Origin of the sequence: Pantoea sp., from assembly GCF_028283705.1 — a bacterium.
Taxonomy (GTDB): domain Bacteria; phylum Pseudomonadota; class Gammaproteobacteria; order Enterobacterales; family Enterobacteriaceae; genus Pantoea.
Map to the genome: position 1 here is coordinate 290,042 of NZ_JAPWKD010000015.1, position 20,865 is coordinate 310,906.

Annotated in this window: 19 protein-coding genes; 14 read left to right on the plus strand and 5 right to left on the minus strand. The window is 57.1% G+C overall.

Annotated features, from left to right (window positions below):
• Nucleotides 1-1,323, minus strand: a complete 1,323-nt coding sequence (locus PW844_RS14085) for an SrfA family protein (protein WP_299452707.1) — start codon at nt 1,321-1,323, stop codon at nt 1-3.
• A 152-nt stretch (nt 1,324-1,475) separates the two neighbouring features.
• The gene (locus PW844_RS14090) at nt 1,476-2,654 is read right to left on the minus strand and encodes a benzoate/H(+) symporter BenE family transporter (protein ID WP_299452709.1); all 1,179 of its coding nucleotides are present in this window, start codon (nt 2,652-2,654) and stop codon (nt 1,476-1,478) included.
• A gap of 95 nt (nt 2,655-2,749) precedes the next feature.
• Here PW844_RS14090 and PW844_RS14095 point away from each other — a divergent pair, with 95 nt between their 5' ends.
• The 3 genes from PW844_RS14095 to PW844_RS14105 all read left to right on the plus strand — a co-directional run bounded on the left by PW844_RS14095 (nt 2,750) and on the right by PW844_RS14105 (nt 4,371).
• Nucleotides 2,750-3,295, plus strand: coding sequence for a helix-turn-helix domain-containing protein (locus tag PW844_RS14095; RefSeq protein WP_299452711.1), 546 nt, complete (start codon nt 2,750-2,752; stop codon nt 3,293-3,295).
• Nucleotides 3,296-3,379: 84 nt separating this feature from the next.
• Nucleotides 3,380-3,799, plus strand: a complete 420-nt coding sequence (locus tag PW844_RS14100) for a MarR family transcriptional regulator (RefSeq protein ID WP_299452714.1) — start codon at nt 3,380-3,382, stop codon at nt 3,797-3,799.
• Nucleotides 3,800-3,819: 20 nt separating this feature from the next.
• A complete protein-coding gene (locus tag PW844_RS14105; RefSeq protein WP_299452716.1) occupies nt 3,820-4,371 on the plus strand; it encodes an isochorismatase family protein in 552 nt (183 codons plus the stop codon).
• An 85-nt stretch (nt 4,372-4,456) separates the two neighbouring features.
• On the opposite strand, the gene pqqU is transcribed toward PW844_RS14105, so the two are convergent.
• Nucleotides 4,457-6,583 (minus strand): TonB-dependent receptor PqqU, encoded by a 2,127-nt coding sequence (pqqU, locus tag PW844_RS14110; RefSeq protein ID WP_299452719.1) that lies wholly within the window; start codon nt 6,581-6,583, stop codon nt 4,457-4,459.
• Nucleotides 6,584-6,802: 219 nt separating this feature from the next.
• Here pqqU and PW844_RS14115 point away from each other — a divergent pair, with 219 nt between their 5' ends.
• Together PW844_RS14115 and PW844_RS14120 are read left to right on the plus strand one after the other, a co-directional pair.
• On the plus strand, nt 6,803-7,666 hold the full coding sequence (locus PW844_RS14115; protein ID WP_299452722.1) for an NAD(P)-dependent oxidoreductase: 864 nt from the start codon (nt 6,803-6,805) through the stop codon (nt 7,664-7,666).
• Between the two features lie 4 nt (nt 7,667-7,670).
• Nucleotides 7,671-8,453, plus strand: a complete 783-nt coding sequence (locus PW844_RS14120; RefSeq protein WP_299452724.1) for a helix-turn-helix transcriptional regulator — start codon at nt 7,671-7,673, stop codon at nt 8,451-8,453.
• On the opposite strand, the gene leuA is transcribed toward PW844_RS14120, so the two are convergent.
• Entirely contained in the window at nt 8,404-10,089 is a 1,686-nt protein-coding gene (leuA, locus tag PW844_RS14125) for a 2-isopropylmalate synthase (protein WP_299452725.1), read from the minus strand. The two genes, PW844_RS14120 and leuA, sit on opposite strands and share 50 nt — an antisense overlap.
• A 178-nt stretch (nt 10,090-10,267) precedes the next feature.
• Here leuA and PW844_RS14130 point away from each other — a divergent pair, with 178 nt between their 5' ends.
• The 8 genes from PW844_RS14130 to PW844_RS14165 all read left to right on the plus strand — a co-directional run bounded on the left by PW844_RS14130 (nt 10,268) and on the right by PW844_RS14165 (nt 17,689).
• Entirely contained in the window at nt 10,268-11,293 is a 1,026-nt protein-coding gene (locus tag PW844_RS14130) for a dipeptidase (protein WP_299452727.1), read from the plus strand.
• Between the two features lie 150 nt (nt 11,294-11,443).
• Nucleotides 11,444-11,515, plus strand: coding sequence for a pyrroloquinoline quinone precursor peptide PqqA (pqqA, locus tag PW844_RS14135; protein ID WP_010617686.1), 72 nt, complete (start codon nt 11,444-11,446; stop codon nt 11,513-11,515).
• 55 nt (nt 11,516-11,570) lie between these two features.
• The gene (gene pqqB, locus PW844_RS14140; RefSeq protein ID WP_084874515.1) at nt 11,571-12,497 is read left to right on the plus strand and encodes a pyrroloquinoline quinone biosynthesis protein PqqB; all 927 of its coding nucleotides are present in this window, start codon (nt 11,571-11,573) and stop codon (nt 12,495-12,497) included.
• Entirely contained in the window at nt 12,494-13,249 is a 756-nt protein-coding gene (gene pqqC / locus PW844_RS14145; protein WP_299452729.1) for a pyrroloquinoline-quinone synthase PqqC, read from the plus strand. Before pqqB ends, pqqC begins: the two co-directional genes overlap by 4 nt.
• A 5-nt stretch (nt 13,250-13,254) precedes the next feature.
• The gene (gene pqqD, locus PW844_RS14150; protein WP_084874521.1) at nt 13,255-13,533 is read left to right on the plus strand and encodes a pyrroloquinoline quinone biosynthesis peptide chaperone PqqD; all 279 of its coding nucleotides are present in this window, start codon (nt 13,255-13,257) and stop codon (nt 13,531-13,533) included.
• Nucleotides 13,520-14,662 (plus strand): pyrroloquinoline quinone biosynthesis protein PqqE, encoded by a 1,143-nt coding sequence (gene pqqE / locus PW844_RS14155; protein WP_299452735.1) that lies wholly within the window; start codon nt 13,520-13,522, stop codon nt 14,660-14,662. Before pqqD ends, pqqE begins: the two co-directional genes overlap by 14 nt.
• Nucleotides 14,662-16,968 (plus strand): pyrroloquinoline quinone biosynthesis protein PqqF, encoded by a 2,307-nt coding sequence (gene pqqF, locus PW844_RS14160; protein WP_299453189.1) that lies wholly within the window; start codon nt 14,662-14,664, stop codon nt 16,966-16,968. Before pqqE ends, pqqF begins: the two co-directional genes overlap by 1 nt.
• Before the next feature lie 136 nt (nt 16,969-17,104).
• Nucleotides 17,105-17,689 carry a YceI family protein gene (locus tag PW844_RS14165; RefSeq protein WP_299452736.1) on the plus strand — a complete coding sequence of 195 codons (585 nt, stop codon included), beginning with the start codon at nt 17,105-17,107 and terminating at the stop codon, nt 17,687-17,689.
• 51 nt (nt 17,690-17,740) lie between these two features.
• Here PW844_RS14165 and dld read toward each other — a convergent pair whose 3' ends face one another.
• Nucleotides 17,741-19,438, minus strand: coding sequence for a D-lactate dehydrogenase (gene dld, locus PW844_RS14170; protein WP_299452738.1), 1,698 nt, complete (start codon nt 19,436-19,438; stop codon nt 17,741-17,743).
• Nucleotides 19,439-19,874: 436 nt separating this feature from the next.
• Between dld and PW844_RS14175 the strand changes: the two genes are divergently transcribed.
• Nucleotides 19,875-20,855, plus strand: coding sequence for a 6-phosphofructokinase (locus PW844_RS14175; protein ID WP_299452741.1), 981 nt, complete (start codon nt 19,875-19,877; stop codon nt 20,853-20,855).
• The last annotated feature ends 10 nt before the right edge of the window (nt 20,856-20,865 follow it).

Below are 20,865 nucleotides of genomic sequence, written 5' to 3' on the forward strand. Positions count from 1 at the left end.
TTATTTACTCTCACGCTTGATCGTCAACGGGAAAACCTGATCCGCGCCATATTGCGCGTCACAGCTGGCAATACCATCGCCCTGTTTACATACCAGTTCCGGCATGCGGTAGCGCGATTTGTCGCTACAGCTGGCGGTGTATCGGCTGCGAACTACCATGGTGCCCGCACTGGTCATGGCAGCGGTGACGTCGGCCTTACAGCGAATACCATCGCCCTGGGTAATCAGTGCGGTGCCTTTGCCGTTTCTGATCTGATAACGCAGGCTCGGTGGCTTGCCGGTGGGCAGATTGGTCTGGCGCAAGGTGACACGCCAGCGGCCATCAAGGAAACGCACCGAACCGACGCGCACATCTTCTGCGGTGATCACCAAATCGTCGGCTTGTGCCGGTGCGGTAGGAACCGGAGCGACAGCCACCGGGGCCGGCGGCGGCACCGCTGCGACTGGCACAGGTTCAGGGGCGACGACCGTGGCGCTGGCCTGTGGCAGGGTGGTGGCGAGTTTTTCTGCCTGGACCAGTACCGCAGGCGGAGCAATAGCTTTGCTGACCACGGGAGCCGGAGCCTGGACGACCGCAGGCGGTACCGCTTCCGGCGAACTGTGTAGCCAGAATGCCACACCGGCGGTGGCAGCAACGGCCACCGGCAGCAGCAGTAACCACGGACGCCATGAGCGTGCCGCAGGCGGTGGCGGGATGATTTCTGCCTGCTCCGGTTCTGGCGCGACAATCTCCGGCAACAGTTCTTCGGTGGCGATGGCTTCGGGTTCAGGTTCTGCCACCCGCAACGGCGTATCCAGCACCGGCGGCGGTTCCGGCAACAGTGGCGGCAGTTGCTCATCGAGGCTGTCACGCAGACAGGCCAGCGCGTCATCACGCGTGCGCGCCTGTGGATCGACAAAGCCCCAGAATGTAATCACGGGTTTGCCATCCACCAGATAGACATATTGCTGATCGGGGAATTGCAGAGTTTTACTCAGCAACGCGCCAAACAGGCGCATGGCAGGATTCTCAGTGTCGCGTGCGCGCTGGCTCAGCGCCTGGAGATCCTGCTGATTAAGGGTGAGTTGTTCCAGTGCCTGGCGACGTTCATGGTCGCTGGCCGCCAGCCACGAACGTACTTTGCCGCTGAACGGCGCGTACCAGTCGAGGCGATCGCCGCGTTCATTGGGTTGTGGAATGGCGAGGCAGTTCGCCAGCGTGGTTTGGCGGCGCAACCGCAGGGTTTCGCGAATTTGCAGGGCTGAGGCCCAGACCGGCTGGCCGTTCTCACCCAGTGCCAGTACCGCGTCGAGATTGCCGCTACGCAGAAAAGTTTTTGCCACTCGTTGGCCCTTATCGGTGAATGTCTGAGGCAGAAAATCGTGTGTGATTAGCGATGGTGGTGATCTTAAGCCAAATGCGGGCGAATCAAACGGCGGAAATAAGGGGGAAAACAGGGCGGTTTTCCCCGGCTGGGCGATAAATTGTGGAAAATTTAAGCGCGGGAGCGCGGCGACAGCACCAGCCAGGTCAGCATACCGCCGACCAGGCCCCAAAAGGCGGAACCGATGCCGAGTATCGATACGCCGCTGGCGGTGATCAGAAACGCGATCACTGCGCTATCGCGATGTTGTGGTTCTGCCAGCGCGCGATGCAGGCTACCGGACAAGGTGCCCAGCAGCGCCAGACCCGCCAGCGTGGCGATCAACACCTGTGGCAGCGCACTCAGCAGCATAGCGATCAGCGCGCCGGTAAAACCGGTCAGAATATAGAAGAATCCGGCCAGTGCCGACGCCATCCAGCGACGGGACGGATCGGCATCGACCTCTTCACCCATACAAATGGCGGCGGTGATGGCAGCAATACACACCGAAAAGCCACCAAACGGTGACAGCACCAGCGCAATCGCGCCGGTCCAGCCGGTGAGTGCAGACACCGGCGGCTGATAACCATGCGCCTGAAGCGTGGCGATACCCGGCGCATTTTGCGACGCCATCGTCACAAGGAAATAGGGTATGCCGACACCGATCAGCGCCGCGAGAGTAAAGTGCGGCGTAATCCATTGTGGCACGCTGATGCTCAATGCCTGGGACGGGATGGCGATGGTGTGTTGACCCAGCGCCACCAGCACACCGGCGAACAACGCCAGGATGACCGCGTAACGCGGCAGCCAAAGGCGGCTGAACAGCCATACCAGGCACATGCTGCCGCACAGCGCAAAATTGCCCTGTAAGCCGGTAAATGTATTCAGGCCGAAGCGCAACAGGATCCCCGCCAGCATGGCGGCGGCCAGTGATTGCGGAATATATTTCATCAGACGGGCAAACAGGCCAGTGACACCGCACAGGACAATCAGCACGTTAGTGAAGACAAAGACGCCCACCACTTCATGCAACGTCAGGCCGTGCAGGCTGGTTGCCAGTAGCGCCGCTCCCGGTGTTGACCAGGCCGCCAGCACCGGCATGCGTGTCCATAAGGACAGACCGAGCGAAGCGACGCCCATGCCAATTCCCAGCATCGACAGCCAGCCACCAATCTGCGCCGGTGTTGCCCCCGCGGCCTGTGCTGCCTGGAAAATAATGGCAGCCGAGCTGCTGTAGCCAATCAGTACGGCAACCAGGCCTGAAATCAGTATGGGCAGCGAAAACGAGCTGCGGGTGGTGGCGCTTATCATGCAGGGCGGTCCTTTGTGCGTTATAGCGCACATTGTTGCATGGGACGTTATAGCGCACAAGTGCTACACTGCGCGCGAGCTTGTCAGGAGATCCCATGGAAAATCTGCATCAACACCTGAGCCTGGCGCTAAAACAGTTGCGGCAGGCCAATGGCTGGAGTTTAACGCTGGCGGCTGCACGCACTGGCGTCAGCAAAGCGATGCTTGGCCAAATCGAACGCGGTGAATCCAGTCCTACCGTGGCGACGTTGTGGAAAATTGCCACCGGCTTTAACGTCCCTTTTTCCTTCTTTATCCAGCGCAGCGAACAGCCTCCGGGAATGGCGGCAACCTTTAGCCAGAGCAATGCACAGATGCACGCCAAATCCTTGCTGCCCTACGATGCGCAGCTGTGTTTTGATCTGCTGGAGGTGACGTTAGCGCCGGGGGCGCAAAGTGATTCTTCGCCGCATGAAGAGGGGGTGATTGAACAGGTGGTCGTGATCGAAGGCGAGTTGCTGCTGGGGGTTGAGGGGACCTGGCGCCGTTTACAGCCGGGTGAAGCCAGCCAGTTTGCCGGTGATAAACCACATAGCTACCGCAATCCACAGAGCACGCCATTGCGCTTTCACAGCCTGATCCACTATCCGCGTCGGCCATAAGGCTTACAAATTGATACGAAGGTAAACTACACAGTTTACCTTCGTATTTATATACTCGCGTTTCATTGTAAGGGAGATGTCGTCATGAGCGATCTGAACAGCGCCGCCGCAGCGCTGCGTAGCGTCAACGGCAAACTGGCCAGGCGTTTGCGTGAATCGGCACCACCGGGGGATCTCACCTGGTCGCAGGTGGCGGTACTCGGCTATCTGGTGCGTGATGGCGCGATGACCGTGACGGAGCTGGCACAGGCCGAAGGGGTGCGTACCCAATCAATGGGGGCGACAGTCGCCAGTCTGCTGACGGCAGGCATGGTGCTGGGTGAAGCCGATCCGCATGACGGTCGAAAAACCCGCTACTATCCAACCAAAGCCTGTCGTGAGCTGGTGGCAACTAATCGTGCTCAGCGTGATGACTGGCTGGTGAAAAGCATGGCGACGCTCAGCCCGCAGGAACAGCAAACGCTGCTGGCCGCTATTCCCTTACTGCAACGACTTGCCGACTAATAATCCTGAGAGGACTCAACATGGCTTTAACGACACTCGACGCCAAAACCGCCCTGATTGTGATTGACCTGCAACATGGGATTGTGGCGCTGCCAGTGGTGCATGATCCGAAAGTGGTGATCGAACAGTGTGCGCGCCTGACTGATGCATTCCGCGCCAAAGATCTGCCAGTCGTGCTGGTTAACGTGGCTGGCGGTGCGCCGGGTCGTAATGAGCAGGCGCGCCACAGCGGCGAGCTGCCAGCAGACTGGGCGGTATTGGTGCCGGAAATGACGCCGCAGCCGGGCGACATCAGCATCACCAAAAAAACCTGGGGTGCATTCCACAACACCAGCCTGCACGAGCAGCTGCAACAACGCGGTGTGACTCAGGTGGTAGTGTGCGGTATCGCGACCAGCATCGGGGTGGAATCTACCGCGCGCCAGGCGTATGAATTAGGTTACAACGTCACGCTGGCCACCGATGCCATGACCTGCCTGAATGCGGATACGCATCAGAACAGCGTCGAACGTATTTTCCCGCGCCTCGGTGAAACCGGTTCAACGGCGGATGTGCTGGCTCTGCTGGGCTAATTCCCGAAAAAAAGCGCGATAAATCGCGCCACTACGATTGGGTGCACTTGATTCGTAGCGGCGCGATTTTTTCGCGCAAATTTAATTACTGGAAGGCGTAGCTTACGGTCAGGCCCACGCTGTAGTTACGACCGGGTGCGGGTTCGTAATAGCGACCGTTGCTCTCGTTAACAATCACCGAACCGATATAGTTGCGGTCAAACAGGTTATCGACGCGGGTAAACGCATCCAGCGTCCAGTTTTCGCGGACTTGCCACTTGTAGCCGGTGTTCAGACCCACCACGGTGTAAGCCGGGGCTTTCACATCGTTTTCATCATCAGCAGCGATATCGCTCATATAACGCACATCGGCTCCGGCATACCAGCCGTATTCAGGCGCGTATGACAATCCGGCGTACGCCATGTTGCGCGCAATACCTGGGATGCGATTACCGTCGCAACTGTCCGTACCACAGGCGTTGCTGCGATAGCGCGCATCCAGCAGGGTCCATGCCGCTTTCAGCCGCCAGTTCTCACCGAACTGCTGATCCAGGCCCAGTTCCAGACCACGACGACGGGTTTGTCCGGCATTTTTATAGCTGGTCCGTCCGTTGCTGCTGCTATCCGCGACGATTTCATTATCCGTATCAGTCTGGAAAATAGCGGCGGTCAGCAGACCGTAACCGATACGTTTTTTAGTACCCAGCTCAACGGTATCGCTGGTGGCGGGTTTCAGACCGAGATTAAGTCCTGACTGCCCGTCAGAGCGGTAAGACAGCTCATTGATGGTCGGGGTTTCAAAACCACGCCCCGCGGAAACATAGGCGTTCCAGCTATCGTCGATGGCATATTTCAATGACGCTGCAGGCAGCCAACGATGGTAAGTTGCGTTGCCGCTGTCATCACCGTTGCCAGGCGTGATATAGAAATCGTTGGAGTCAAAATTGACGGTGCTGAAACGCACGCCAGCATCCAGCGACCACTTATCCGTCAGTTGCCAGGCGGTTTGCAGATAAGGATCCAGATTCCACATCAGATTGCGTTCATTACGACGCATATCGCCCATCACGCCGTAATCGGTTACGCCGTTACTGGTGGTGAAGTTTTCATAGCCTTTGCGGCGTTCGGTCATGGTTTCATAATCGAGGCCGCCGGTTACCGTGAGCGGAATGCTGAACAGGGTGTCGCGATGGGTCCAGCGAGTGTCGATACCCTGGTAATGACGGGTAAGGGAAATCACGCCACCCGGATGTGCCGCGTTGGTCTGCGCACTGGCCGGAATAGACTGATACTGAGTGGTTTCACGCACACCGGCGTACATCATCACGCTCAGGTCGTCGTTTTCGCTCATCTGTCGCTGATAATGCAGACCGCCCTGGGTTTGATCGACGGTTTTACGCGCGTTGTACAAGGTGACATTGCTCGCCACCTGGCGCGGGTTTTGCTCCCACTGTGCTTCCGTTAATCCGCCCGGATCCTGCGCATCCACATGAACGCTGTTGAACAGCAGCGTCAGGGTGCTGACATCATCAATACGTACGCCCAACTTCGCGTTACCGAGATTTTTCTCTGCCGAGCTATGGTCGCGATAACCGTGCGTGGTAAAGCGTGAAGCGGAGATGGTGTAGTTCACGTCCCCGGCATGGGTACCGTCGCCGGTCGCGCCGCTGGCTTTAATGCTGTTGCGCCAGCTGCCGTAACTGCCGTACCAGCTGCTGGCTTCCAGCGTGGTGGGCTGCTGGCCAGTTTGGGTTTCGACATTGATCACGCCGCCGGACGAGTTGCCATACAGCGCGGAAAAGGGGCCGCGCAGCACTTCAACGTGGTCGATCGATCCGATGTCAACGTTTGAGGTCTGGCCCTGACCATCCGGCATGGTGGCCGGGATGCCATCCACGTACATGCGAATGCCGCGTAGGCCATAAGTGGAGCGTGAACCAAAGCCGCGCACCGAAATCTGTAAGTCCTGGGCATAATTTTGCCTGTTCTGGATTTGCAGACCGGGTACCCCGTAAAGATTTTCCGACAGGTTAACGCGCGGTGCCGCATGGCGCATATCCTCGCCAGAAACCACGCTGACCGCTGCTGGCGTATCCAGTTCGGACAAACCAGAACCGGCGGGAGTGGCGCTGACCACCATGGTATTGCTGGCGTCATCCGCTGCCAGCAACGGTAAGGGAAACACCGCAGGCAGCGCCAGCCACAGCCCCTGACGCAGTAAAGCTATTTTCATTATGAAAGACCGTAACAAAAGAAGTGAAATGTACCGGACGGAACATTATGGCGCATATGTTAATAGTTTTATCCGTTGTTTGAAAAGCGTAAATAGTATGACGGGTTATTGCCAACGCTCAGGTTTAAAAATGTTTTTTCACCGCACCTCTGGCCTGGCTGTGCAGCTGAATTCCTGTCAGGCTAGCGTTTTTGTCCGAAACCATAGAAGGGAATGAAGATGAGTCAGCAACCCGTAGTCGCGGTATTGGGGCTGGGCGCAATGGGCCATGCCTTTGCCGCTAACCTGTTGAAGAAAGGCTTTGTGGTACAGGGCTGGAACCGCACACGCGCCCGTGGCGAAGATTTAGTGTCTGCCGGACTGCTCCTGAGTGACAGCGCCGTACAGGCGGTGGATGGGGCGGACGTGGTGATTGCCATGCTGTCTGACGGTGAGACGACGCTCCAGGTCATCAGTGAAGCGCAAGGCGCGTTAAATCACGGTGCCACGCTGTGCCAGATGGGCACCATTGGGGTAGAAGCGACCGATGTGCTGATTGCGCAGCTGGCAGAAGCGCGTCCGGATGTGATGTTTATCGATGCACCGGTTTCCGGTACTAAAGCGCCAGCGGAAAATGCGCAGATTCTGGTGATGGCGAGCGGTGATCAGAGCAAAGCCCAGGCGGCAGAACAAGTGTTTGCGGCGATTGGCAAGGGCACCCAATGGCTTGGTGCTGCCGGGGCCAGCTCACGCATGAAGCTGGTGGTTAACAGCTGGCTGATTGGTCTGATGCAGAGCCTGGCGGAAAGTACCCGTCTGGCGGAGCAGTTTGGTTTCAACACTGATGACCTGTGGAAAGTGCTGGACGGTGGTCCGCTGGCCGCGCCCTACGCCAAAATGAAACTCGGTATGATCGCCAGCGGCGACTTCACACCGCAAATGCATCTGGTCTGGGCATTGAAAGATGCGCGTCTGGCGCTGGATGCCGCCGGTGACGCCAAACTGCCCGCGCTGGAGAACATCGTGGATGTCTGGCAGCAGGCGGTGGACGCCGGTTATGGCGAACAGGATCTGGCAGCGGTTTATCAGTTCCTGAAGCCGTAAAACGATGACGGCGGTGCTGAACTTCGATTTTACCAGCCGTCCGCTGGTGCCCTATGCCCATGATTATGCCCACGGCGATGCAGAGCCGTGGCATTACCATGACTGCGCCCAGCTGATTCACACCCTGAGCGGTGTGGTGAAAGTGGAGACTCAGCACGGCAACTGGATTGTACCGCCCAGTCGCGGTGTCTGGTTGCCCGCCGGTACGCGGCATGCGTTGCAGATTGTGGGTCAGGTGGCGGCGCGTACTCTGTTTGTTGATCCTCTGGCACGGGCCGATCTGCCTGCCAGTTGCCAGGTGGTGCAGATCTCCCCGTTGCTGCGTGAGCTGATTGTCAGTGCGATTGCCTTGCCTGAAAGCTACTCAGCGGGCAGCCGCGCCGAGCGGATCTACGAACTGATTCTGGATGAAATCCGGGTGATGGATGTGCTGCCGTTCGGTTTCCCCTGGCCGGAAAGTGCACGTCTGCTGGCGTTGTGCCAGCAGATCCAGCAGCAGCCCGGCGAAAACTGGACGCTGGCACGGGCAGCAGCAGAACTGTGCGTGGCGGAGCGCACCCTGGCGCGCCACTTCAGTCGCGAAACCGGTTTGCAGTTCAGCGACTGGGTGCGGCGGGTGCGCATCAGCGTCGCTTTAACCCGACTGGCGCAGGGCGACACGGTGCTGGCGGTGGCGCTGGACCTCGGTTATGAAAGCCCGGACGCCTTCAGTGCGATGTTTCGCCGTTTACTCGGGGTTACGCCAGCGAACTACTTTCCTGCGGCAGAAAAGCGTGGGCGGCGTTAAGCAATGCCTGCAACGAGGCACGCGCTACGTCATTGTCGATACCCACGCCCCAGGCGCGCTCGCCACGACTATTCACACAACTGAGGTAGGTGACGGAGCGACTGTCACTGCGTTTGCCCAGGGTGTGTTCATGATAATCCTCAATACTCAGCGTCAGTCCATAGCGCTGGCGTAATGCGGTGACCGCGGCGGACAGCAACCCGTTGCCTTTGCCTTCCAGACTGACCTGCTGTGTCCCTTGCTGCAGCCGGGCTTTCAGGCGCGTTTCTCCTTTGTCATCGCTATGACTTTCCGCTTCCAGCAGTCGCCGTGTCGGTTGCGTCAAACCGTAGTGTTCGCAAAACAGTTGCCACAACGCGTGGTGGGTCATCTCCTGACCATGCGCATCGGTCTGCTGCTGCACGATACGGCTGAAGTCCTGTTGCAGGCCGCGCGGCAATTGCAGGCCGTGGTTCTGCTCCAGCAGCCAGGCCGCGCCGCCTTTACCGGACTGGCTGTTAACGCGGATCACCGCTTCATAGCTGCAACCGATATCTGCCGGGTCGAGCGGCAGATACGGCATTTGCCAAATCGTTTCTTCGCGGTCAGCACGCTCGGCAAACCCTTTGCGAATCGCATCCTGATGCGAGCCGGAAAACGCGGTAAACACCAGTTCACCGGCATAAGGGTGGCGTGGATGCACCGGCAACTGGTTGCAGCGCGTCACCACTTCCAGCACCTGCTGGATATCGCTGAAATCGAGTTGCGGGGCGACCCCCTGGGTATACAGATTCAACGCCAGGGTGACGATGTCCACGTTACCGGTGCGTTCACCGTTACCGAACAGGCAGCCTTCAACCCGATCGGCACCGGCCAGTAACGCCAGCTCGGCACAGGCGATGCCAGTGCCGCGATCGTTATGTGGGTGCACGCTGATGCTCACCTGCGTACGCTGGCTGAAGTGGCGGCAGAAATATTCAATCTGGTCGGCATAGACATTCGGCGTATTCACTTCAACAGTGGCGGGCAGGTTGATGATCATCGGTCGCTGCGCGCCAGGTTGCCAGATGGCCGCCACCGCTTCACAAATCTCCAGGGCGAATTCCGGTTCGGTAAAGCAGAAGGTTTCCGGCGAGTACTGGAAGGTCCATGCGGTGTCCGGCTGGCTTTCACAGCGGGCACGTATCTGGCGTGCACCGGCGCAGGCCAGTTCGATAATTTCTGCTTTGCTCTGGCGAAACACGCGCTCACGAAACAGCGGGGCGGTGGCGTTGTAAAGATGGACGATGGCGCGCGGTGCGCCACGCAGCGCCGCAAACGTCCGGTCGATCAGATCGGCGCGTGCCTGGGTCAGCACCTGAATGGCGACGTCGTCAGGGATGTGGTGCTGTTCAATCAGCAGGCGCACAAAGTCGAAGTCAGTTTGCGAGGCGGCAGGAAAAGCCACTTCAATCTCTTTAAATCCGCAGCGCACCAGCAGTTGCCAGAACTCCAGCTTGCGTGCGCTGTCCATCGGTGTCGCCAGGGCCTGATTGCCGTCGCGCAGATCAGTGGAAAGCCAGCGTGGTGCCTGGGTCAGCTGGCGTGAAGGCCACTGGCGTTCCGGCAGGTCAATCACCGGATAAGGACGATATTTTTCAGCGGGTTGGCTAAGCATGGGTGTTCTCCTTAGGGTCTGCTGTCAGTCTCGCTGAAGTCATAGCGCTGCGGCTCGCCCATTGCTGACAACCACCCGTGCAAAACTGACAAAAACCTGCACCCTTTGTGCGCCACGATTTGGCGAAAGCGTGGCGGACGCGTAGCATAGAACGATGTTATTTCGTTGTTATCAGCCTATGTCTCTTTCAATTTTCGATGGTCATAATGACCTGCTGCTTAACCTGTGGTTGCATCACCGTGACAATCCTGCTGACGCCTTTTTTTCCGCTATAGAAAATGGCCACCTCGACTTCCCGCGTATGCAGCAGGGCAGTTTTGCTGGTGGTCTGTTTGCGCTATTCGTCCCGCCGCAACGCTATATCGAGCAGGTTGCGCCCCAGCGCGCGCAGGAGCGCTGGTCGCCGCTGGAGATTCTCTGGCAGCAGCTGGCGATCCTCAAAACGCTGGTGGCTGAATCGCAGGGCCGTGCCCGCTTATGTCTGACCCACGCCGATATCGCTGCCTGCCGGGCGCAAGGAGTGCTGGCGATGGTGGCGCATATCGAAGGAGCCGATGGCTTTGATGGCGACGGTGACGCGCTGGCCGCGTTTTATCAGGCTGGCGTGCGCAGTATCGGGCCGTTCTGGAATCTGCCCAACCGCTTTGGCGTGGGCGTCACCGGTAACTTTCCGGGCTCGCCGGACAGCGGTCCCGGTTTAACCGCGGATGGTGCAGCGCTGGTTGCCGCTGCGAATCAGCACCTCATGCTGATTGACGTCTCCCATATGAACGCTAACGCTTTCTGGGATACCGCGCGTTTATCCTCTGCGCCGCTGGTGGCGACGCATTCCAATGCCCATGCGCTGTGCCCGCAGCCGCGCAATCTCACCGATGATCAGCTGCGCGCCATCCGCGACAGCGGCGGCGTGGTGGGGGTCAATTTTGGTAATGCTTTTCTGCGTGCCGATGGCAAACGCGACACCGACACGCCACTGATCGAAATTGTTAAACATGTTGATCATTTAATCGCGATAATGGGCAGCGATCATGTGGCTTTCGGCTCCGACTTTGATGGCATCAGCGCGCCAGAGGCGTTGAAAGATGTTTCCGGGTTGCCACAGCTCTGCGCGTTATTGCGTGAAAATGGCTATGATCAGGCGATACTTGAGCAAATTACCTGGGGCAACTGGCAGCGGGTGCTGAAACAGATTTGGGGGGAATAACACAATTCCCTTACCTAATCGGGGTTGATCTGTTCGTCACATTGGCGCAACATCAGCCCGCGTTGTGTATTGCGATCGGGATCACAAATCCTGGTGCAAGCATTCCATGCAGAGTTCGCTCTGCGTTATGAGACTTAGAGGAAGAATATTATGTGGAAAAAACCTGAATTTGTTGACCTGCGTCTGGGCCTGGAAGTGACTCTGTACATCTCCAACCGCTAAGACTTCTGCCCGCCACCTGCGCGGGCATTTTGTTTTCCTTCTCCGGTCATTTCTCATGTTTATTAAAGTTCTCGGTTCGGCGGCGGGCGGTGGTTTTCCGCAGTGGAACTGTAACTGCGCCAATTGCAGCGGCCTGCGCAATGGCACGATCCAGGCTCAGGCACGCACTCAGTCATCGATTATTGTCAGCGATAACGGTGAAGATTGGGTGCTGTGTAACGCTTCTCCCGATATCAGCCAGCAGATTGCCCACACGCCAGAACTGAATAAAAAGGGCGTCCTGCGTGGCACGGCGATTGGCAGCATCATTCTTACCGACAGCCAGATCGACCATACCACTGGCTTACTCAGCCTGCGTGAAGGTTGCCCGCATCAGGTTTGGTGCACGCCTGAAGTGCACGCCGATCTCACCAGCGGCTTCCCGATTTTCACCATGCTGCAACACTGGAACGGGGGGTTGCAGCATCACGCGCTGACACCACTGGAACCGTTCCGCGTTGATGTCTGCCGCAATCTTGAATTCACCGCCATCCCGATCCTGAGCAATGCGCCGCCGTATTCGCCATTCCGCGATCGTCCGCTGCCGGGCCATAACGTGGCGTTGTTTATTACTAACCACGCCAATGGTCAGACGCTGCTGTATGCGCCGGGCCTCGGTGAACCGGATGCGGTGATTATGCCGTGGCTGCAAAAAGCCGATTGCCTCCTGATTGACGGTACCGTCTGGCAGGATGACGAGCTGCTGACCACCGGCGTCGGTAAAAATACCGGCAAAGCCATGGGTCATTTAGCGCTTTCCTCAGCCCAGGGCATGATGGCGCTGCTGGGGTCGTTACCGGCCAAACGCAAAATTTTGATTCATATTAACAACACCAATCCCATCCTGAACGAGCAGTCACCGCAGCGCCAGTTCCTGACGCAGCAGGGCATTGAAGTGAGCTGGGATGGAATGGCGATTCATCTGCAGGAGTCTTCATCGTGATTATTACTGAAGCCCTGACGCCAGCCGCCTTCGAACAGGCACTGCGCGCCAAAGGTGCCTATTATCATATTCATCACCCGTACCATATCGCTATGCACAATGGCGAAGCGACGCCGGAGCAGATCAAAGGCTGGGTGGCGAACCGTTTTTATTACCAGACCAATATTCCGCTGAAAGATGCAGCGATCATGGCGAACTGCCCGGACCCGGCAACACGCCGCAAATGGGTGCAGCGTATTCTCGATCATGATGGCAGCAACGGTCATGAAGGCGGCATTGAAGCCTGGCTGCAACTGGGCGAAGCGGTGGGGCTGACGCGTGAAGAATTGCTGTCAGAGCAGCATGTGCTGCCTGGCGTGCGTTTTGCGGTGGATGCGTACGTCAACTTTGCCCGCCGGGCCAACTGGCAGGAAGCGGCCTGTAGTTCGCTGACCGAGCTGTTTGCACCGCAGATCCACCAGTCGCGTCTCGACAGCTGGCCACAGCACTATCCGTGGATTAAAGAGGAAGGTTATTTTTACTTCCGCAGCCGCCTGAGCCAGGCGAATCGCGATGTGGAGCACGGTCTGGCGCTGGCGCTGGAGATTTTTACCACCGCAGAGCAACAGAATCGGATGCTGGAGATTCTGCAATTTAAACTCGACATCCTGTGGACCATGCTTGATGCCATGACCATGGCCTATGCGTTGCAGCGTCCGCCTTACCATACGGTCACCGACAAGGCGGCCTGGCACACCACCAGACTGGTATAACAAACATGAAAGATAACCTGATCCCTGCTTTCCGCCGCGGCTATCGCCTGCAATGGGAACCCGCGCAGGAGAGCCACGTGGTGCTCTACCCGGAAGGGATGGCGAAGCTGAATGAAACCGCCACTGCCATTCTGGAGCTGGTGACGGGCAAACAGGATGTCGCCGCTATCATTGCCACGCTGAACGCACGCTTCCCGGAGGCGGGTGGCGTGGATGAAGACGTGAAAGCGTTTTTGCAGTCAGCCGTTGAACAGAAATGGATCCAGTGTCGTGAACCCGAATAAACCCGGCATTACGCCGCCGCTGTGGCTGCTGGCCGAGCTAACCTATCGCTGCCCATTGCAGTGTCCGTACTGCTCGAATCCGCTCGATTTTGCCCAGCAGGAAAAAGAGCTGACCACTGAACAGTGGATTGAAGTGTTCCGTCAGGCACGCGCGATGGGCAGCGTGCAGCTCGGTTTCTCCGGTGGCGAACCCCTGACGCGTAAAGACCTGCCGGAGCTGATTAAGGCCGCGCGCGATCTCGGTTTCTACACCAACCTGATCACCTCAGGCATTGGTCTGACGCAGAATAAGCTCGATGCCTTTGCGGACGCCGGTCTGGACCATATCCAGATCAGTTTCCAGGCCAGTGATGAGACGCTGAATGCGGCGCTGGCTGGCTCGAAAAAAGCCTTCCAGCAGAAACTGGAAATGGCGAAGGCGGTGAAAGCGCACGGTTACCCGATGGTGCTGAACTTTGTGCTGCATCGCCACAACATCGACCAAATCGATAAAATTATCGATCTGTGTATCGAGCTGGAAGCGGATGACGTGGAGCTGGCTACCTGCCAGTTTTATGGCTGGGCGCACATCAATCGTGAGGGGCTACTGCCGACGCGTGAACAAATCGCGCGAGCGGAAGCCATCGTGGCGCAGTATCGCCAGCGGATGGAGGCCAGCGGCAATCTCACCAATCTGCTGTTCGTCACGCCGGATTATTACGAAGAGCGTCCGAAAGGCTGCATGGGTGGCTGGGGATCGATCTTCCTCAGCGTCACGCCGGAAGGCACGGCACTGCCATGCCACAGCGCGCGCCAGCTGCCGGTGGAATTCCCGTCCGTGCTGGAGCGCAGCCTGGATGATATCTGGTATAACTCCTTTGGTTTTAACCGCTACCGGGGTTATGACTGGATGCCGGAGCCGTGCCGCTCCTGCGACGAAAAAGAGAAGGATTTTGGTGGCTGCCGTTGCCAGGCCTATATGCTGACCGGCAATGCCGACAACGCCGACCCGGTGTGCAGCAAGTCGCCGCATCATGACAAAATCCTCGAAGCCCGGCGCGAAGCCAGCTGTAGCGATATCAAAATCGCCCAGTTGCAATTCCGCAACCGCACCAATTCACAGCTGATCTACAAGCAGCGCATTCTGTGATGACCACGCGCAGCCTGCGGCTGACGAACGGCCTGTGTTGCCATTTACATCATCAGCCCGATGCCCGCGCCGCCGCAGCGCTGCTGCGCGTGGAGGCGGGTAGCTTGCAGGAGCCGGACCGTTGGCCGGGGCTGGCGCATCTGCTGGAGCATCTGCTGTTTTGTGGCAGTGAGGGCATCACAGACGACCAGCGCCTGATGCCCTGGGTGCAGCAGCAGGGCGGTCAGGTCAATGCCACCACGCAGCTCAGTCAGAGCGCTTTTTTCTTTCAGGTTGCGGCCAGTGAACTGGAAGCGGGCGTGGCGCGGCTGGTGGCTATGCTGGAGGCACCGTTACTGACGCCCGCAGCGATTATGCAGGAAAGCGCGGTGATCGACGCCGAGTATCGCTTGTTGCAGCGGCATGTGGAAACCCTGAGTGAGGCAGCATTGCTGGATATGTTGGCTGCCCCCCACGAATTTCAGCGTTTTCGCGTCGGGAGTCAGGCAGTTTTTTGTGACAATGTCACCAGGCTGCGTCAGGCGCTGTGCGCCTTCCATCAGCAGTTCTATGTCGCGGGCAATATGACGTTGTGGTTGCAGGGGCCGCAAACGCTGGATGATCTGGCGGCGCTGGCGGAACGTTATGGTCAGCAGCTGTTACCTGGCGCGTTGCAGGCGTCGCCAGTATCCCCACAACCGACAGCGGTGCGTCAGCGTCTGCTTCAGTTGCCTGGCAGCGAAAGCTGCTGGCTGACGCTGCTGTTGCCGGGTGAGATGGCATCGTTGCGTGATGAAATCAGCCAGTTACGTCGTTTCTGGCTGGATGAAGCGCCCGGCAGCCTGCTGGCGCAATTACGTGCTGCGGGGTTGTGTGAAGATCTGAGCATCCAGTGGCTGTGGCGCGATGCACAGCACAGCTGGCTGGCGTTAAAGTTCACCGGGCAAACCCTCACAACGCAGCAGGCACGGCATATCCAGCATCATTTCCGCCAGCATCTGCGCGCCCTGGCGCAAACCAGTTCGGCGCAGCGTCAGCATTACCAACAGCTGGCACGGGAGGATTTCAGCCAACTGTCACCGCTGGAACAACTGCGCGGTCGCGCGCTGGGTTTTGCGCCGGATGCATCCTGTGACTTTTCCCGCGTGCTTAACGCCTTGCAACAGACGCCCCCGCTGGTGCTGCTGACGCAACGCCAGCTGGCGGCTAAATCGCATCAAACCCAGGGATTCAGCGTATCGGTTGCTGACTGGCCCGCAGAGGTCAGCGAGCATGTAGAAAGTTTGCCGTTCTGGTTTTATCCGCAGGCAGAGGCGCAGGCTTCCCGTGCGCTGCCTGACCGTGTCTTTCCGTTACTGAACGTGGACCCGGTTCAGCCGCAGGAGACCCTGCTGCTGCGTCCGGCGTTTTACCTGCCTTGCAGCGATGAAGATGGCGAGGCGCGGCAGCGTTTGCTGCGTCCGGTACTGGCTGCGCTACGTCATGCAGGCGGGCGTGGCAGCTGGCAGCTGATACAGGGCATTTGGCAACTGGTCATGCACCTCCCCAACGATGACAATGCTGCGCTTGCGGCGGTGGATCAGGCGGTGCAGGCGCTCGATATGCCCTCTGAACCTCAACCCGTCAGGGCTGCGGAGGGCATTGCGATTCGCCAGTTATTATCGGCATTGCCGCAGCAGTTGATCACCCCGCGATCCTCAGCGCGTTGGCAGGCTGCGTGGTGCGGCCAAAGTACCGCGTTGCGTGCTGGTGTAGCGCGGGCGCTGAGTGATCTCCCGGAGGGAGCGACCTCCCCGGCACCTCGCTTAAACCATGGTGTGACAGCCATCCCGTGCACAGGCAGCGATCAGGCGCTGCTGGTGTTTATCCCGCTGAGCGAGGCTGATGATGACGCGCTGGCGGCATTACGCGCGCTGGCGTTGATCTATGAACCGCGTTTTTTTCAGCAGTTACGCGTGGAGCAGCAGATCGGTTATGTGGTGACGGCGCGTTATCAGCGTGTGGCAGATGTTGATGGCATCCTGTTGGCGTTGCAGTCGCCCGATATTCCCTGGCGGGAACTGCTTGGCCATTGCAAACGCTTTCTGCGCACGCTGGATATCTCTGCCGCGCCATTTGAAGCTTTGCAGCAGACGCTGCTGCTACAATGTGTTGTGAGTGACAATGCGGATGCTGCACTGAGTGCGCTGCGTCAGCAGCAGGGTTTACCCGAACTGACCAGCACGGCGATCCGCCAGTTGGAAAGGGCGCAATTGCAGCAATTGCATCAGCGCCTGCTGCGGCAACGTCGGCGCTGGCGGATTTTATTGGCGATAGGCCAGCCATGAAACTGTCCCTGGTGTGAATTGTTTCATATTGATATTGCTGAATTTTTTTGAAAATTTCGTCCAAAACTCTTCACTGTTCCCGCGCCGCATAATCCCGGACACTCTCTGGTATATTCTGAACCAAGAGGAACAACTGGTGAAAAACGTTACCCGCTTTGCGCTGCCCCTGCTGGCCGCTGCCACCCTGTATGCACCGCTGTCACAGGCTGCGGCTATGCACTACGATCTGAACCCGGAACACACATCAGTGATTGTGACCTGGACCCATTTCGGCTTCTCGCATCCGACTGCGGATATCCCAAACAGCAAAGGCACCCTGGTGTTTGATAAAGACCATCCGACGCAGTCACGCGTTGACGTTACGCTGCCAGTCAGCCAGATCGACACCCACGTCCCGGCACTGACCAAAGAATTCCTCGGCAAAGAGTATTTCGATACCGCGAAATATCCTTCAGCGGTATTCCACAGCACCAAAGTGGTGGCGAAGGGCGACAACAAGTTTGATGTGGAAGGGAATCTGACCCTGAAAGGCATCACCAAACCGGTAACGCTGCACGCCACGCTGAACCAGCAGGGCGAGCATCCGATGGTGAAGAAACAGGCGATTGGTTTTGATGCCACCGGCACCATCAAGCGTTCTGACTTTAAGCTGGATAAATACGTGCCGGCAGTCAGCGACGATGTCACTCTGACCATCTCGACCGAAGCTTATGCCAAATAATTGATACTGTAGCGGCGCGATAAATCGCGCCGCTACAGGTTGGTGTAGTGCTTATTCCGCCCAGAACTTCTTCTTACTGGTTTTGCCGATGCCCGGATTACACGTGTTGGTGGGATCGAGCTGTTTCCAGTGCTCCACATGTTCGCAGGATGCGTGGTACAAATGGCCGACGTTATGTTCTGCCGGATACTTCGCCCCGCGCTGCTCCAGATACACTTTCACCGCTTCTTTGAACGCCTTCGCATCCACACCCGCCTTCAGCACATAATCCTGATGATTAACGTAGCAAAAGAAATGCCCGCAGCAGGAATCGATCTGCACCTGCTCAGCCAGATGGTCTGGCAGGGTTAAGCGCCATGCATCGTCATTACGGCGCAGCGCCACGTCGAATGCCACCAGACGCTCATTCGGGTTATAACCGAGGGCATCACAATAGGAGATGGTGCAGCCGCCCACGCCAAAACGCACCAGAAAGGCATCCGCCGCTTCGCGGGCATCGCAGTGGAAAAAGCCGCCGCTGTGGCTGGCGAAAAACGTTTCCAGCAAGGTCTGCAATTCAGCGGTTTGTGCCGATTCCACCTTAATCATCAGATGATGTTCATATTCGCTGCGGTAATCCATGATGCGCGGTGCCACGAAGCGCGGCGTGATCTGGTTGAAGAATTGCAGTACCCGATCAACAAAATTGCGTGGCAGAAATTTCAGATGGCTGACGCGCACATCCCATTTGGCTTTATTCGCCATCAGACGCGGCAGAGCCTGCGGACCGAGCTTACGAATCGCCAGATACATATGCTTGGCGTAGCGCACGGTGAGGTCAAAGGCGTGGCGATGGATGTACTCCGCCTGCACCGGTAACTCGCTCATCTGCGTCAGCAAATAGCGGCGCAGGGCCACCAGCACCGCTTCATCATTGGTGCCGATATAGAAGGTGTCGCTGCCTGCACTGGCTTCAAAGGTGGGGAGACGGACGGCAAAGACCACCACTTTGCCTGCACTGCCGGAGCTGTCATGCAGGTATCGAATATCACCGTTAAAGCGTGAAGGGCTGTCGGCGGTGACGTCACGCAGGCGCTCGGCGTAATCCTCCGCCCAGATTTTTCCCTGCCAGTCCGGCTGCTCGCCGGTCTGATACTGCTGGCGGGTCAGATTGTCCAGCATGGCTTCCGGCGTGTCACCGAGGTCAATACCCAGATGGTTGACTATCTCCAGTCGGCCATCGTCATGGATGCGAGCAAACAGTGATTTCTCGGTAAATGCCGGACCGCGACGAATCAGCGAACCGCCGGAGTTGTTGCAGATGCCGCCGACCACAGACGCACCAATGCATGAAGAACCAATCACCGAGTGCGGTTCGCGCCCCAGCGGTTGCAGAGTCTGCTCCAGTTCCGTCAGGGTAGTACCAGGGAAGGCAATCACCTGACGTGCCTCGTCGATCACCTGTACACCTTTCAGCTGGCGCGTGCTGACAATCACCACCTCACGATCATAATCGTTGCCATCTGGCGTAGAGCCGCCGGTCACGCCGGTATTCGACGCTTGCATCAGAATAATGGCGTTATGCGCCACGCATACCTGAAGAATTTGCCACAGTTGCGATAATGTCTGGGGCCGCACCACGGCCAGCGCCTCGCCGCGCCCAACGCGGAATCCTTTGGTGTACCAGGCTTTATCATCAGAATGGGTTAACAGCTGTTTTTCACCTACCACGTCACTCAGTTGACGCAACATTTCCTGCGGGGATGTCATGTTTTCTCTTCTGTGTCATGTGTCTGCTGGGTTATTGGACAGGCGCAGATGGCGGAATGTCAATGATTGATCGGCACTGACGTTAAAATAACGCACGGAAGCATTATCCCTTTATCTTCCACGGAAAAACCGCAGCGTAGCGATAAAAATGCGCGGGTTATCACAAAATAGATTTAAAGAAAAAAGACCCACTAAGGGTTAAATATCCCCAGCCATTTTGATAGCCATAATAAATATAACACCATGAAAAATATAATAATTACCGGTGTGGGGAATAATTTATCATGTGATATATATCACAAAAATCGGCGTTCAAAGCACTGTGTCAATGATCTGAGTGAATAAATACGTAGTGAAAATGTGATCTTCATTGCAAATATAATCCCTCTTCATCGGAAGAATGAATCACAGAAGCACAGCGTGAGGAGTGGGAACAATGAGAATTGGCATGGTGATCAGTGGTGGTGATGTAACCGGCATAAATAATTTTATTTTTCAGATTTCTCGTTTAACGCAGGCAGAGATGGTGTTATTTAACGGCGGCATTCCGGGGTTGCTGGAAAATAAACATCAGGAGATGGCGCAACGTGATTTAGTGGATTATGCCATCGCTGCCATTCCGGTAATGCAGTCGGGCAGGCCGACACGGAAACTCATTCGGCCAGAATATGAGTCTATTGCCAAACAACTTAAATCACTGCGTATTGATGTGCTGATTATGGCGGGTGGTGATGGTTCACTGCAATTTCTGCATACGCTGAGTGAATTTGGTGTGAATTGTTTTGGCGTCGGCATGACAATTGACAATGACGTATTCGGCAGCGATTACACCATTGGTTTTTCCACCGCCTGCGAACAGGTATTAAAAGAAGTCACGAAGTTACGTAATACCGGTCGTGGTTTGCCGGGGCGGGTATTTATGGTGGAACTGCTGGGGGGCTACTGTGGTGAGTTAACGCTGCAATCGGCGATTAAATCGAATGCGGATTTTGCTCTGATCCCGGAATGTCAGATTCCGTTGCAGGAGCTGGCGCAGCGCGTCTCGCAGCGTCTGGCGGAACAGAATAGCGTGGTGATGCTGTGCTCTGAAGCCTACACCCGTGAATATTCACCGGGGTTTCAGGGGGCGATTGATACCTTAATTAAACAACTGGAACCGATGATTGGCGTGCGTATCCGTAAAACCATCATCGGTTATGGCCTGCGTAATGGCGATCCCACCTGTGAGGAAATTTACCAGGGGACCATTATGGCCAGTGAAGTCGCGCGTTGTATTCAGTCGGGAATGCGCAATAAAGCGGTCATTATTAATGGCAGCAATAAACCGATACCCATTGATTTAATAAGCATGAAAAAACGCCTGGTCGACACCGAAGGGCATCATTACAAACTCGCTAAACAACTGCATATTCTGTGAGGAGATAGCC

Bases quoted from the DNA above. Each gene is read 5' to 3' on its own strand.
- PW844_RS14130 (WP_299452727.1), top strand. From the start codon at position 10,268: ATGTCTCTTTCAATTTTCGATGGTCATAATGACCTGCTGCTTAACCTG.
- pqqB (WP_084874515.1), top strand. From the start codon at position 11,571: ATGTTTATTAAAGTTCTCGGTTCGGCGGCGGGCGGTGGTTTTCCGCAG.
- pqqD (WP_084874521.1), top strand. From the start codon at position 13,255: ATGAAAGATAACCTGATCCCTGCTTTCCGCCGCGGCTATCGCCTGCAA.
- PW844_RS14090 (WP_299452709.1), bottom strand. From the start codon at position 2,654: ATGATAAGCGCCACCACCCGCAGCTCGTTTTCGCTGCCCATACTGATT.
- dld (WP_299452738.1), bottom strand. From the start codon at position 19,438: ATGACATCCCCGCAGGAAATGTTGCGTCAACTGAGTGACGTGGTAGGT.
- PW844_RS14100 (WP_299452714.1), top strand. From the start codon at position 3,380: ATGAGCGATCTGAACAGCGCCGCCGCAGCGCTGCGTAGCGTCAACGGC.
- PW844_RS14115 (WP_299452722.1), top strand. From the start codon at position 6,803: ATGAGTCAGCAACCCGTAGTCGCGGTATTGGGGCTGGGCGCAATGGGC.
- PW844_RS14175 (WP_299452741.1), top strand. From the start codon at position 19,875: ATGAGAATTGGCATGGTGATCAGTGGTGGTGATGTAACCGGCATAAAT.
- leuA (WP_299452725.1), bottom strand. From the start codon at position 10,089: ATGCTTAGCCAACCCGCTGAAAAATATCGTCCTTATCCGGTGATTGAC.
- pqqF (WP_299453189.1), top strand. From the start codon at position 14,662: ATGACCACGCGCAGCCTGCGGCTGACGAACGGCCTGTGTTGCCATTTA.
- PW844_RS14120 (WP_299452724.1), top strand. From the start codon at position 7,671: ATGACGGCGGTGCTGAACTTCGATTTTACCAGCCGTCCGCTGGTGCCC.
- PW844_RS14105 (WP_299452716.1), top strand. From the start codon at position 3,820: ATGGCTTTAACGACACTCGACGCCAAAACCGCCCTGATTGTGATTGAC.
- PW844_RS14095 (WP_299452711.1), top strand. From the start codon at position 2,750: ATGGAAAATCTGCATCAACACCTGAGCCTGGCGCTAAAACAGTTGCGG.
- pqqU (WP_299452719.1), bottom strand. From the start codon at position 6,583: ATGAAAATAGCTTTACTGCGTCAGGGGCTGTGGCTGGCGCTGCCTGCG.